Raw genomic sequence first — 12,511 nt, forward strand, 5'->3', positions numbered from 1 at the left:
TTCGCTACTCCCAGTCGCCAGCGGCTTCAATATTTGCCATCGCGTCCGCAGCGTCAGAGGCTGCCGCCGCGGCCTCGCTTGCGGCGCCGGACCCCGATGCTCTTCCTGCGATTTCCGCCTGGACCTGCTCTGAATAGCAGAATTCATCGATCCCAGGCTCGCCGGACCCGATCATCTCTTTGCAGCGATAGGCCGCCATGGCCTCGGGGATCAGGCGCAGCGGTTCGCGCGAAGCATTCCCTTCGGCAATCACATCGCGCATGATGGCGATCTGCCTTGCCAACCACAAACGGTCCTTGGCTTCGCGATAGGCATTCCAGCCAGCCTCTTTCTTATCCGGAACCTCGACAGCGAGCACGGCCAGCGGAATGGTCTCCAGCGTCAGGAGTGCGTCGTCGAACGACCGAGTCTCGCGGTATGCATTGGCGAGCAGGTAGCGCAGTGTAAGCGTATCGAGGTCTGCGCCATCGACCTCGACCAGCGCGGCCCGTGCGATAAAGGCTTCGAGATAACGCTTCCGCAAGGCCGGATCGTGATCGGTCTGCCAGGTTGCGCGCATGAGCAGCCAGGGCTCCGGCAGCTCGATGGCAAGCCGATCCTCGATCCACTGCGCCCGGAAATAGTCGGTTTCATCGTGCAACGCGCGGTAGTCGTTGCTTGCGATCAGCTTCTCGAGCTGTGCGACCTCCTGCGGCGTGAACTCGCGGTACATAACCAGCTTGTTGCCGGGACATTCGGGAAGCGGGCCGGGGAAGACCCAGCTACCATAGGGTTTTCCATCGGGCCGCGATCCCCAGGTCGAATAGCTGGCGGTCGCGGTGTGTTCGAATTGCTCGCCGCCAACCGCGCACGTCACCTCGACCTGATAGGGGCTGCTGGCCGTGGCCTGGCTTCCCGTTGCGAGTGCGACCGCTACCGATGATGCAGCGATGAGCTGCGCGGGCCCGCGAGAGATCATGCGCCCGCCCTTGCGATATAGCGGCCGACGTTCTTTTCCAGCACATCCATCGGGACATTGCCGCCCAGCACCACCGCGTCGTTGAATGCCTTGAAGTCATAGGCTGATCCCAGCGCCGCCTGTGCCCGCGCGCGCTGGTCGACGATCCGGCTGTGGCCCAGCTTGTAGCCGGTCGCCTGGCCCGGCCAGCTGCAATAGCGATCGACTTCGCTCTCGACCTCCGCGGGCTTGCTGCCATTGCGCGTGACGAAGAAATCGACTGCCTTCGCGCGGCTCCAGCCCTTGGCGTGCAGGCCCGTGTCCACCACCATCCGGCAGGCGCGGAAGGCCAAGCTTTGCAGATAACCCAGCTTGCCGACTTCGAAATCCTCATAGGCGCCCAGTTCGTCGGCGATCTGCTCGCCATAGAGCGCCCAGCCTTCGCTGAAGGGATTGAAGGCGAGAATCGAGCGAATCAGCGGCAGCCGGTTCGAATATTCGCCTTCCCAGACGTGGCCGGGGATCGTCTCGTGATAGGTGAGATCGGCGAGATCGTATTTGCGGTGCAGATCGGTGCTGCGCAGATTGATCCAGAAGCGGCCGGGGATGCTGCCGTCCTTGCTGCCCGCGCCGCCATAGGCACCTGGCGCACCGACTTCCTCGGCGGGCGGGATACGGCGCACCTCCATGTTCGGATCGACCAGCGTGTTGAAGGCGCGCGGCATCTGCGCCTTGATCCACTCGACCCGCTCGGCGATGAAGTCCATGATCTCGGCGCGGCCCGGATCGCCCTCGGCGAATTTGTAGCGCGGGTCGGCAGCCAGCGCCTGCATGCGTTCGCCCACCGAACCGCTGGTATAGCCGATGCCGCGCAGGATCGGGTCCATACGCGCATGCAGCGTTTCGAGTTCCTCGAGGCCCTGCCGGTGAACCTCGTCGGCGGACAGGCGTGTGGTCGTGCTCGAACGCAGCGCCCAGGCATAGAATTCCTCGCCGTGTGGGCGCGCGGAAATACCCGGCGCATCGCTGGCGACCGCGCGTTCGGCGCGCAATTCCTCGAGCTGGCGGGTCAGCGCTTCGGCGATCGGCCCGCTTTCCAGTGCCAGCGCGCGATTGGCGTGGCTCTCGGGCATGCCCGCGGCCCGCAGCTTGGCGCGCAGGTCGTCGGCGAACAACTCGCCCTTGCCCGTGCTGGCGATGGTCTGTTCCATCTGCCTCAGCGCCTTGTCGAGCAGGAAGGCGGGCGGGACCACCCCCATGCCGCGCGCCTGGCGAATCCGCGCCAGCTCGCCATCGAACGTGGAGGGCATCGCTTCCATGCGTTCGATATAGGCGTCGGCAGCGTCGCCATGCTCGACCTTGTGGTTCGACTGCATGAAGCGCGGCAGGGCGAGATATTCGCCGACGTTCTGGATCACCACATAGGGCGCGGTGCGCCAATTTCCGACCGGCGTATCGCCATAGGGCAGCGCAAAGCCGTCGAGCGCGAGTTCATAGGCGCTTTCGACGACATCAAGGCTGGTCACCGTCGCGCTGTCGAGACCATCGCGCGGCTGCGCGCGTACCCGCTCAAGATCCTGCCTGAGCGTCGCGGCATAAGCGGCCTGGCCCGCGGGCGACTGGTCTTCGAGCTTGCCGCGCAGATCGTAATACCGGCCGGTATCCACCCCCAGCGCGGTCGCCCGTTCGGGCTCGTGCGCCAGCAGATTGTAGCCGACCACTTCGAGCAGGCGCTGCGCACCGATCGCCTGCGCGCGGGCGATCGCCTCGGGCCGCGCAGTGGCGGCGCATCCCGAGAGGGCAAGGGCGGAGGTCGCGCCAAGGCCGGCGAGGGCCTGGCGGCGGGTGATGGCGGTGGTGGTCTGGGTCATGCCCGCAGGTGTGCTTCCCGCGTGCAAGCCTGTCAAATCAATCGAGGAATTCGGGCGGGACCTTGCCGCCATTGGCGGCCAACTCGTTCATGACGCGGCGGTGCAGCCAGATATTGTCCTCGGCGCTGCCGGCATAATCCTCGCGGCCCATCTCGACGGCGAGCGCCTTGCGGCTTTCGTAATCGGAATCGACCCCGATCAGCTTCATCAGATCGACGATGGAGGTGCGCCAGTTGAGCGTGTCGGCGCCGGGCATATTGTCGAGATTGTTCTCGATATCGACCACCGGCCTGGCCTTCTGTTCGACCACCGGGGCATCGGCCCAGGCATTCCCGGTCGGCTTGGGCGCGGGCTTCGGGGTGTCCTGCGCTTCGGCCTTCTTGCCGAATACCGCGTCCTTGATCTTGCCGAAAATGCTCATGCTGCCGTCTCCTTCATCTGTTCGAACGGGTAGAGCGTCGCCGCGTTCCGGTTTGGTGACTTGCGGCGGCGGGGCAGCGGGCTATGGGAAAGGCATGCTCGACACCGTGCTTTCGATCACCGTCCTGGCCGCGCTCCTCCTGCTGGTGGGCGCCTTCTTTCTCTGGCGGCGGACCGGCAATGTAAAAAATGCGCTGCTGATGGTGCTGCTGGCCGCGGTCGCGCTGGCCAATGTGGCGATCTGGGTGTTGCCCGACGCCGGGGGCGAGGCCCCGCTCGACAAGCTCGAGCAGGACCCCGGGTAAAGCGCGACTATTCGGGCAGTTGCCAGAGCACTGCGCCCGAGTAGGTGCTTGCCACCGCTTCGCCCGTCCCGCTGCGCGCGGGTTCGAACCGCGCACGCTGCGTGACCAGCTTGCAGGTCGCCGTATCGAGCACGCCATGGCCGGTCGAACCGGTGACGGTGCAATCGGTAACGCGTCCGTTCGCGGCAATCTCGAGCCGGAACCGCGCCAGGCCGGTCAGTTCGCGCCTGACCCAGCTCGGGCGATAATCATCGGTCGATAGCCACGCCGCCGGATCGTTTCTCGGCTTGGCCCCGACCGGGGTGAAGCTGCTGATCGGTTCGGGCTTGGCGGCTTCCTTGCCATATGGAAAATCCACAGGTGGGAAGGTCGGCATGGGCGGCGGTTTGAGCCGGGTCGACGCAGTGTTCGTGATGTCGATCGGGGGCACCGGCGGTTTCGGAACTGGCTGGGCAGTGTCGCGGGGGGTCGGCTGCACCTGTTCGGGGGGCTTGGGCGGAGGCGGGGGCGGTTCGATCGGGATATTGGTCGCGTCGATCGGCGTGATGATATCGGGCACCGTACCGCTCACGGTGAGCCCGGCGACAAGAATAGCGCCGATGGCGGCGTGAACCCCGATCACCGCCGCCATGCTGGCGGGCGAGGGCCCGCGGGTCTGGTCGGTATAGGACATGGTGTTGCTCCTCTTCCATGCGGAAGGCTCTGATGCCTCCTCACGTGGAGAATGTTACAACATTACTATCGTTGGGCGAAGAGATTTCACGTTGCATTCCGCAACCTTAGCCGTTTCGAACGCCGGGTGTGGCCCGCGCCGCGGGCCGCCCGATCACTTGATCGGACAGCTCGGGTCGAGACGGAAGTCGAGATAATTGTCGACCGACTTCATCAGCTCTTCCTGCTCGTTTTCGAAGAAGTGGTTCGCGCGCGGAATTTCTTCGTGATGCACGGTAATGTGCTTCTGCGTACGCAGTTTCTCGACCAGCTTGGTCACCGCCTGCGGTTGGACCACCGTGTCCTGCGCGCCGTGGATGAAGATGCCGCTGGCGGGGCAGGGGGCGAGGAAGGAGAAATCGTACATGCTCGCGGGCGCACCGATGCTGATCCAGCCGCGGATCTCGGGGCGGCGCATGAGCAGCTGCATGCCGATCAGCGCGCCGAAGCTGACCCCGGCGACCCACGTCACCTGCGCTTCGGGGTGGACCTGCTGCATCCAGTCGAGCGCGCTGGCGGCATCGGACAATTCGCCGACACCATTGTCGAAGCTGCCCTGGCTGCGCCCGACGCCGCGGAAATTGAACCGCAGCGTGGCGAAACCGCGATTGACGAAAGTCTTGTAGAGCCGCTGCGTGATCTGCTCGTTCATCGTCCCGCCGCCTTGCGGGTGCGGGTGGAGGATCATCGCCACCGGTGCGCGCGGGCGCGGGGCTGGGGAGAAACGGCCTTCGAGGCGGCCTTCGGGGCCGGGAAAGATCACGGTCGGCATGGAGAGGTATACCCTGTCGGAAAATGTCGGGGCGCGGGCACCCCCGGCTTGAACCGGATGAAGCTTTGCGCGAAGTGGCGCGCTATATAGTGATTAACACCCATTTCGCAATATTTTCGAGCATCCGCCATTTCCACGCCCATCTATCTCGACCATGCCGCCACCACGCCGCTGCGCCCCGAAGCGCTGCAGGCGATGCAGGATGGCTTTGCGCTCTGGGCCAATCCGAGCAGCCCGCATGCTGCCGGGCGCAAGGCGCGCAGCCTGCTCGAAGAGGCGCGCGAGCGGGTGAAGGCGGCGCTTGGCTGGGACGACGAGGTGATCTTCACTTCGGGCGCAAGCGAGGCGGCAGCGCTGGCGCTGGACCATGCGCAGGCCGGCGCACGCCTGGTGGCCTCGGTCGAACACGACTGTGTGCTGCAGGCTACTCCCACTGCGGAACGCCTGCCGGTGCGCAGCGACGGCGCGCTCGATCTCGAAGTGCTGACCGAGGCGGTCCAGCGCGAACGCCCGCTCGTGGCGGTGCAGCAGGTCAATTCGGAAACCGGCAATCGCCAGGATCTCGCCGCCATCGGCGGTATCGTCCACCAGGCCGGGGGGCTGCTGCTCGCCGATTGCGCGCAGGGTGCGGGCCGCTTCGCACTGCCGTCCTGCGACATGGCGATCATCTCGGCGCACAAGTTCGGCGGGCCGATCGGGATCGGTGCGCTTCTGGTGAAGGACTATGCGATGCTTGCCCCTTCCGGCGGGCAGGAGCGCGGTTATCGGCGCGGGACCGAGAACATGCCCGGCGTGATGGGCATGGCGGCAGCGCTCGAGGCTTGCGCCGAAACCTATCTCGATCCGCAGGTGCTCGAACCGCTCGACGCGCTGGCCGGGGAATGCCGCAAGCTCGGCGGCACCTGGTTGTCGGACCGCCTGTCCGACCCGACCCCCTATATCCGCGCGATCGCCATGCCCAAGATGAGCGCCACCGCGCAGGTCATGCGCTTCGACATGGCGGGGATCGCTGTGTCGCAAGGCAGCGCGTGCTCCAGCGGGACGATGAAGACCAGCCGCGTGCTCGAAGCGATGCAGGTCGAACCCGAGATCGCCGCCAATACCATCCGCGTGTCGTTGGGCTGGAACACGACCCGCGCCGAGGTGGAACGCTTCTGCGAGGTCTGGCTTGATCTGGCCGGTGCATAGCCGACCAGCCCTTGCGGGGAGCCGCAGGCTCCGCGCCAATCCAGCCCAGCCAGAACTGGATGGCTTCGCTTTGCGCGCAATGACTGTATGAGAACCCCGTGATCTATCTCGACTACCAGGCCACCACCCCGCTTGCGCCCGAAGCGCGCGATGCGATGCTGCGCTGGCTCGACGGACCCGGCGGGACCGGCTTCGGCAATCCGCACAGCGCGCACCGCATGGGGCGCCAGGCGAAGGCGGCGATCGAGCTCGCGCGCGACCAGGTCGCTGCGCTGTTGCCTGCGGGTGGCCGCGTGATCTTCACCTCGGGCGCGACCGAGGCGCTCAACCTCGCGATCCGCGGGTCGGGCGAGGGCGGCACCGTGTCCTATTCCGCGATCGAGCATTCGGCGGTCGGCGATACCGCGCAAGCCGCGGGCAAGAGCCATGTGCTCAATGTCGCCAGCAACGGCCAGTGCAATACGAAGCAGGACCTGCCCGCCGACACGCGGCTGGTCTGCGTGATGCAGGTCAATAACGAGATCGGCACGATCCAGCCGACGATCGAATGGCATCGCAAGGCCAAGCAGCACAATGCGCTGTTCCTGTGCGACGCGGTGCAGGCCTATGGCCGGATCGAAGTGACCGGTGCGGACATGATCGCGATTTCGGCGCACAAGTTCCACGGCCCCAAGGGCGTCGGTGCGTTGTGGCTGCGCGACGGGGTCGATCTGCACGAGGTGCAGACCGGCGGCGGGCAGGAATTCGGCCTGCGTTCGGGCACGCTCAGTCCCGCGCTGATCGCCGGGATGGGCGCCGCGGCTGCCGAGGCGAAGGACCGGATGGAGCAGGACCGCGACCATATCGATGCGCTCCGGACGCGCGCGCGCGCCCTGTTCGGCGACTGGACGCTCAACGGCAGCGAGGATGCGCGCTGGCCCGGCAATCTCAACATCCGCCGCGACGGGCTCGATGTGAACCGGCTGATGAGCGATGTCCGCGACGTGATGTTTTCCGCGGGTAGTGCCTGTGCCAGCGGCTCGGGCCGTCCCAGCCATGTGCTGAAGGCCATCGGCCTGTCCGACAAGCAGGCGAAAAGCTCGATCCGGCTCGGCTTCGGGCGCTACACCACCATGGAAGAGATCGAGGAAGCGGCGGGCAAGATCAACGCTGCAGCGGAGGCGCAAGGGCTGTGAAGATCGAATTCGTTACCGCGACCGACGAGGTGGTGACCGCCGAGGCCGAACCGGGCGACAACCTCCTGCGCGTCGCGCAGGCCGCGGGGCTCCCGCTCGAGGGGGACCTGCGAAGGCCAGATGGCCTGTTCGACCTGCCATGTGATCGTCGAACCCCACTGGTTCGACCTGCTCCATGAAGCGAGCGAGGAGGAAGAGGACATGCTCGACCTCGCCGCCGGCGTCGCGCGCACCAGCCGCCTGTCGTGCCAGATCGACCTCACCCCCGAACTCGACGGGTTGAAGGTGCGCATTCCTGCCGAAAGCTACGATATGAGCCGCTAGGCCCGGCGTCAGGCTTCTTCGGCCGCCGTCAGATCCATCCGCACTTCGCGTTCGCGGGGAAGATAGGCAGGAACCGGTTCGCGCTCGGCCGCAGCATCCATTTCCGAAGCGGCGCGCAGCATGTGTTCGCGCAGCCGGCAATGCATGTCCCACCCGCATTTTGGATCGGTCGAGCGGGCCATGAAGCGCACCGTCATCGCCTGCGCGTTCTGCGCGATGACCTGGCATTTCGCGTCTTCGGGATCGACGACATCCTCGTCATTCTCCACGAATTCGCGGAACGGCTGGCGCAGCGCCTCGACATCGGCGCGATTGTCGAATTCGAGCTCGACATGCATCATCAGCCGCGATTCCTGCTTGGTCCAGTTCTCGAAACTGTCGCTGGTGAAATCGCTGACCGGCGCGATCAGGCGGCGTTCGTCCCAGGTGCGCAGCCGCAGATGGGTGAAACCGATCTTCTCGACATAGCACCATTGCCCGTCATAGCGGATCGCATCGCCGATGCGGGCGGTCTGGGCGAAGGCGATCTGCACGCTCGCCATGATGTCGCCCAGCACCTTGCGCGCGGCAAAGGCCAGCACGAGGCCCAGGATGCCCGCCGAGGCCATGATCGAGAACCCCAGCGTGCTCGACAGATTGCTGGCGACCAGCAGGAAGCCGATGCCGGCCAGCAGGATCATGACGGTCACGATCCGCCGGACCGCGCTCATCTTGGTATAGAAATTGCGGTCGGGATTGTTCTCGGGGGATTCTAGTTCATCGGTGCGCTGCGAGGTCGCGAAATCGAACAGCGCCTCGATCACCGACAGCGCGATGCCGACGATGGCCGCGATGATCAGCACCAGCTGGAGCGGATCGAGCAGGTCCTTGACCGGGCCCGACAGGCGGAACAGCGTCAGCCGCACCAGCGCAAAGGTGCCCGCGAAGGCCAGCAGCGTGGCGGGAACGTGGATCGCCTGCCACACGCCATAGAGCCGCGAATCCTCTTCCTGCCTGCGCCGCAAGCGAGCGATGCCTAGATAGGTCAGCGCTGCCGCCAGCGCCCCCACGAACAGGATCAGCGGCAGCGCAATCGCTTCCCACCACGCCAGCGTCCAGAACGCCTGCTGGCGGAGCACGGGGGGCAGGCTCTTCTCGAACCGGGTCGGCCCGTAAATATCGTAGAGCGCGGGGACATTCTCGACCGTCTGGCGGCTGAAGACCCATACCGGCTCGCCTCCCGGCGCCTGCACGCGGGCAAGCCGGATCGGAACCGTGCGATTGGCCAGTTCGAGATGGCCGATGGTCAGCGAACGGCGCGCAACCCCCGCCATCGGGTCCTTCGAGGTGGTGGTGGTGTCGACCGCGTCGGGGCGGTCGGGCAGCAGGGCCCAGTCGAACGCGACCGACCGGTGCATGAGGTCGTAGAGCCGGGCGGCGAAGCGGTCCGGATCGCGCTCCGCCGCATCGACATTCGCCAGATCGAGCGCTGCGGCGGCGCGCGACCAGTCCCCGTCCTCGCCCGCGGCCATGAAGCTTTCCATAAGCCCCATCGGCGTATCGAGATCGAGCGGGATCCGGCCGGCGGGCGTGCCGTTCTCAAGCCGCTCCACCTCATAGACGAAGGCCTTCGAATCCTCCGCGACCGTGCGATCGGACTGGGCGACCGCCTGGAAGGCGAACAGCGCGTAGAACAGTGCGATGAGCACGCGGATGAAGCTGGTGTGACGATTCCCCATGCGGTCCGAATGCACCGCGGCTGCGATCGGTCCCGAACAAACAAAACCCCGCTACGCGAGCGCAGCGGGGTCATGCTTCAAATTGTCGTATGGCTCAGGCGGCTTCGAGCTCGTCATCCGCAACGGTTTCGCCCAGCATGTCGATCAGCGCCTTGCTGAAGGCGGGGATGTCGTCGGGGTTGCGGCTGGTGATGAACTTGCCATCAGTGGCGACTTCCTGGTCGACCACATTGGCGCCCGCATTCTTGAGATCGGTGCGGATCGAGGGCCAGCTGGTGACGGTCTTGCCGTCGATCAGGCCCGCTTCCGCCAGCAGCCACGGTGCATGGCAGATCGCCGCGATCGGTTTGTCCGCCAAGGCGAATTCGCGGACGATGGCGACCGCGCGCTCGTTCATGCGCAGGATGTCGGGGTTCATCTGGCCACCCGGCAGCAGCAGCGCATCGTAGCCGTCGCAATTCTCGATCGCATCGACCGTCTTGTCGACCGCGACGCTTTCGCCCCAGTCCTTCTGGTCCCAGCCGCGGATCGAGCCTTCCTCGAGGCTGACGACTTCGGTTTCGATGCCGGCCTTTTCGAGATTGGCCTTGGGCTTCATCAGTTCGGACTGTTCGAAGCCATCGGTGGCGAGGATCATTACGCGCTTTGTCATAGGGGAACTCCTTGATTTGATGTTGCCCTTGCAACGCGTGGGGAAAGCGCACCGTTCCGTTCTTCTAGGTAGGGCGTGGCGGTGATAGGGCGGATCGCATGGCCGCTAACGACACCACTCTCGACAGTGAAAAAGACCCGTTCGACGCGATCGTCGACGCCCCGTTCGATTCGGCGCTGTCCGAGCGCTATCTCGTCTATGCGCTGAGCACGATTACCGCGCGCTCGCTGCCCGACCTGCGTGACGGGCTCAAGCCGGTCCATCGCCGGCTGCTGTGGACCATGCGGCAGCTCAAGCTCGACCCTTCCAGCGGCTTCAAGAAATCGGCGCGCGTGGTCGGCGAGGTGATCGGCAAGTACCACCCGCATGGCGACACCGCGGCCTATGACGCGATGGTCCGCCTCGCGCAGGATTTCTCGCTGCGGTATCCGCTGGTCGAGGGGCAGGGCAATTTCGGCAATATCGACGGCGATAACGCGGCTGCCTACCGCTATACCGAGGCGCGCCTGACGAAGACCGCGATGCGCCTGATGGAAGGCCTCGACGCGGGCACGGTCGATTTCATCCCGACCTACAATAACGAGGAAGAAGAGCCGGAGATCATGCCCGGCCTGTTCCCCAATTTGCTGGCCAATGGCGCAAGCGGCATCGCGGTGGGCATGGCGACCAATATCCCGAGCCACAATGTCGCCGAGATCGTCGATGCCACGCTCGAGGTGATCGACAATCCGCATGTCGAACACGCGCGGTTGATGGAACTGTTCAAGGGCCCCGATTTCGCCACCGGCGGGATCGTTGCCGAAAGCGCCGAGACGGTCGCCGCCGCTTACGAGACCGGGCGCGGGTCGTTTCGCGTGCGTGGCAGCTTCCACGCTGCCGAAGCCGAGAAGGCGGAGGACCGCGAGGCGGGGATCGAGCGGCTTGGCGGCGGGCAGTGGCAGCTGGTCATCAGCGAAATCCCCTACCAGGTCGCCAAGGGCAAGCTGATCGAGCAGATCGCCGCCGCGATCGGCGACCGCAAGCTGCCGATCCTCGAGGATGTGCGCGATGAAAGCGACGAGCAGATCCGCATCGTGCTGGTCCCGCGCAGCCGCAATGTCGATCCCGACCTGCTCAAGGAAAGCCTCTACAAGCTGACCGATATGGAAACGCGTTTCGGGCTCAATCTCAACGTGCTCGACGCCAGCCGCACGCCGATGGTGATGGGGCTCAAGGAGCTGCTCAACCACTGGATCGCCAGCCAGATCGATATCCTCCAACGGCGCAGCCAGCACCGGCTCGACCAGATCGCGCGGCGGCTGGAGCTGGTCGAAGGCTATATCATCGCCTTCCTCAACCTCGACCGGGTGATCGAGATCATCCGCACCGAGGACGATCCCAAAACGGTGATGATGGAGGAGTTCAAGCTGACCGACCGGCAGGTCGAGGCGATCCTCAACATGCGGCTGCGGTCCCTGCGCAAGCTGGAAGAGATGCAGCTGCGCGGCGAGAAGGACGATCTGCTCAAGGAGCAGGACGAGCTCGAGAAGCTGCTCGGTTCGCCCGCTCGCCAGCGTACGCGTCTGAAACGCGAGCTGGGGGCGCTGCGCAAGGAATACGGCCCCGACACCGCGCTTGGTCGCCGCCGCACCGCGATCGAGGAAGCGGCGCCCGCGGTGGAATTCAGCATGGATGCGATGATCGAGAAGGAGCCGGTGACGGTGATCCTGTCGCAAAAGGGCTGGGTCCGCGGGGCCAAGGGGCATCTGCCGCTCGACCAGGAATTCAAATACAAGGAAGGCGACGGGCCGGCCTTCGTCTTCCACGCGCAGACGACCGACAAGCTGCTGCTGGCGACCGACAAGGGCCGGTTCTTCACGCTGGGCGCGGACAAGCTGCCCGGCGCGCGGGGCTTTGGCGAACCGGTGCGCAACACGCTCGATATCGACGCCAGCGCGCAGATCATGACGGTGATCGTGCACAAGCCGGGCCAGCGGCTGCTGCTCGCCGCCGATACCGGCAAGGGCTTTGGCGCGACCACCGACGATCTGCTCGCCGAAACGCGCAAGGGGCGCCAGGTGGTCAATCTCAAGGACGGGGCGAAGCTGGTCGTCGCGCGCGCGATCGCCGAGGGGCACGATCATGTCGCTGTGGTTGGTGACAATCGCAAGCTGGTGGTCTTCAACCTCGAGGAACTGCCCGAACTCGCGCGCGGGCAGGGGGTGACGCTGCAACGCTATCGTGACGGCGGGCTGGCCGATGCGACCACCTTCCGTCTCGAGGACGGCCTGTCATGGCAGATGGGCGGCAAGGGCGACCGCACCCGCACCGAGGGCGAGATGTGGCAATGGAAAGTCGCCCGCGGCGGCGCCGGCCGCCTCCCGCCGCAGGGCTTCCCGCGGGATAACAAGTTTGGTTGAGGTTTGTCGGGTGCGGTCAGGACATCCGTCCTGACCTTG

At 65.5% G+C, this 12,511-nt stretch carries 11 protein-coding genes and 1 pseudogene; 5 read left to right on the forward strand and 7 right to left on the reverse strand.

Features of this window, described 5'->3' with window-relative positions:
• Positions 1–4: 4 nt before the first annotated feature.
• From VWN43_RS03380 to VWN43_RS03390, 3 genes are read right to left on the reverse strand one after another with little or no spacing between them, the layout of a single operon-like run.
• The gene (locus VWN43_RS03380; RefSeq protein ID WP_320180662.1) at positions 5–958 is read right to left on the reverse strand and encodes a hypothetical protein; all 954 of its coding nucleotides are present in this window, start codon (positions 956–958) and stop codon (positions 5–7) included.
• The gene (locus VWN43_RS03385) at positions 955–2,808 is read right to left on the reverse strand and encodes a DUF885 domain-containing protein (RefSeq protein WP_320180661.1); all 1,854 of its coding nucleotides are present in this window, start codon (positions 2,806–2,808) and stop codon (positions 955–957) included. Before VWN43_RS03385 ends, VWN43_RS03380 begins: the two co-directional genes overlap by 4 nt.
• A gap of 37 nt (positions 2,809–2,845) precedes the next feature.
• Complete coding sequence (locus VWN43_RS03390) at positions 2,846–3,229, reverse strand: DUF3597 domain-containing protein (protein WP_253517903.1); 384 nt, start codon at positions 3,227–3,229, stop codon at positions 2,846–2,848.
• 94 nt (positions 3,230–3,323) lie between these two features.
• On the opposite strand from VWN43_RS03390, the gene VWN43_RS03395 reads away from it, so the two are divergent.
• The gene (locus VWN43_RS03395; RefSeq protein ID WP_320180660.1) at positions 3,324–3,533 is read left to right on the forward strand and encodes a hypothetical protein; all 210 of its coding nucleotides are present in this window, start codon (positions 3,324–3,326) and stop codon (positions 3,531–3,533) included.
• A 7-nt stretch (positions 3,534–3,540) separates the two neighbouring features.
• Here VWN43_RS03395 and VWN43_RS03400 read toward each other — a convergent pair whose 3' ends face one another.
• Together VWN43_RS03400 and VWN43_RS03405 are read right to left on the reverse strand one after the other, a co-directional pair.
• Positions 3,541–4,206 carry an energy transducer TonB gene (locus tag VWN43_RS03400; RefSeq protein WP_320180659.1) on the reverse strand — a complete coding sequence of 222 codons (666 nt, stop codon included), beginning with the start codon at positions 4,204–4,206 and terminating at the stop codon, positions 3,541–3,543.
• Between the two features lie 153 nt (positions 4,207–4,359).
• Complete coding sequence (locus VWN43_RS03405; RefSeq protein ID WP_253517895.1) at positions 4,360–5,016, reverse strand: alpha/beta hydrolase; 657 nt, start codon at positions 5,014–5,016, stop codon at positions 4,360–4,362.
• Positions 5,017–5,157: 141 nt separating this feature from the next.
• Here VWN43_RS03405 and VWN43_RS03410 point away from each other — a divergent pair, with 141 nt between their 5' ends.
• The 3 genes and pseudogenes from VWN43_RS03410 (at position 5,158) to VWN43_RS03420 (ending at position 7,703) form a co-directional block, all read left to right on the forward strand.
• Positions 5,158–6,204 carry a cysteine desulfurase family protein gene (locus VWN43_RS03410; protein WP_420493536.1) on the forward strand — a complete coding sequence of 349 codons (1,047 nt, stop codon included), beginning with the start codon at positions 5,158–5,160 and terminating at the stop codon, positions 6,202–6,204.
• A 98-nt stretch (positions 6,205–6,302) separates the two neighbouring features.
• Positions 6,303–7,379: a cysteine desulfurase family protein gene (locus VWN43_RS03415; RefSeq protein WP_320180658.1), complete on the forward strand. Its 1,077-nt coding sequence runs from the start codon at positions 6,303–6,305 to the stop codon at positions 7,377–7,379.
• A pseudogene (locus tag VWN43_RS03420) lies at positions 7,376–7,703 on the forward strand (2Fe-2S iron-sulfur cluster-binding protein). The gene VWN43_RS03415 and the pseudogene VWN43_RS03420 overlap by 4 nt, the downstream one beginning before the upstream one ends.
• A gap of 8 nt (positions 7,704–7,711) precedes the next feature.
• Here VWN43_RS03420 and VWN43_RS03425 read toward each other — a convergent pair.
• Together VWN43_RS03425 and VWN43_RS03430 are read right to left on the reverse strand one after the other, a co-directional pair.
• Positions 7,712–9,421 carry a mechanosensitive ion channel family protein gene (locus VWN43_RS03425; RefSeq protein WP_320180657.1) on the reverse strand — a complete coding sequence of 570 codons (1,710 nt, stop codon included), beginning with the start codon at positions 9,419–9,421 and terminating at the stop codon, positions 7,712–7,714.
• Between the two features lie 94 nt (positions 9,422–9,515).
• On the reverse strand, positions 9,516–10,073 hold the full coding sequence (locus VWN43_RS03430) for a type 1 glutamine amidotransferase domain-containing protein (RefSeq protein ID WP_320180656.1): 558 nt from the start codon (positions 10,071–10,073) through the stop codon (positions 9,516–9,518).
• A gap of 98 nt (positions 10,074–10,171) precedes the next feature.
• Here VWN43_RS03430 and parC point away from each other — a divergent pair, with 98 nt between their 5' ends.
• Positions 10,172–12,472 (forward strand): DNA topoisomerase IV subunit A, encoded by a 2,301-nt coding sequence (gene parC, locus VWN43_RS03435; RefSeq protein ID WP_320180655.1) that lies wholly within the window; start codon positions 10,172–10,174, stop codon positions 12,470–12,472.
• The last annotated feature ends 39 nt before the right edge of the window (positions 12,473–12,511 follow it).

Origin of the sequence: Qipengyuania sp. HL-TH1 (genome assembly GCF_036365825.1) — a bacterium.
GTDB classification, from domain to species: domain Bacteria; phylum Pseudomonadota; class Alphaproteobacteria; order Sphingomonadales; family Sphingomonadaceae; genus Qipengyuania; species Qipengyuania profunda.

Bases quoted from the DNA above. Each gene is read 5' to 3' on its own strand.
- parC (WP_320180655.1), top strand. From the start codon at position 10,172: ATGGCCGCTAACGACACCACTCTCGACAGTGAAAAAGACCCGTTCGAC.
- VWN43_RS03425 (WP_320180657.1), bottom strand. From the start codon at position 9,421: ATGGGGAATCGTCACACCAGCTTCATCCGCGTGCTCATCGCACTGTTC.
- VWN43_RS03395 (WP_320180660.1), top strand. From the start codon at position 3,324: ATGCTCGACACCGTGCTTTCGATCACCGTCCTGGCCGCGCTCCTCCTG.
- VWN43_RS03430 (WP_320180656.1), bottom strand. From the start codon at position 10,073: ATGACAAAGCGCGTAATGATCCTCGCCACCGATGGCTTCGAACAGTCC.
- VWN43_RS03380 (WP_320180662.1), bottom strand. From the start codon at position 958: ATGATCTCTCGCGGGCCCGCGCAGCTCATCGCTGCATCATCGGTAGCG.
- VWN43_RS03405 (WP_253517895.1), bottom strand. From the start codon at position 5,016: ATGCCGACCGTGATCTTTCCCGGCCCCGAAGGCCGCCTCGAAGGCCGT.
- VWN43_RS03385 (WP_320180661.1), bottom strand. From the start codon at position 2,808: ATGACCCAGACCACCACCGCCATCACCCGCCGCCAGGCCCTCGCCGGC.
- VWN43_RS03390 (WP_253517903.1), bottom strand. From the start codon at position 3,229: ATGAGCATTTTCGGCAAGATCAAGGACGCGGTATTCGGCAAGAAGGCC.
- VWN43_RS03400 (WP_320180659.1), bottom strand. From the start codon at position 4,206: ATGTCCTATACCGACCAGACCCGCGGGCCCTCGCCCGCCAGCATGGCG.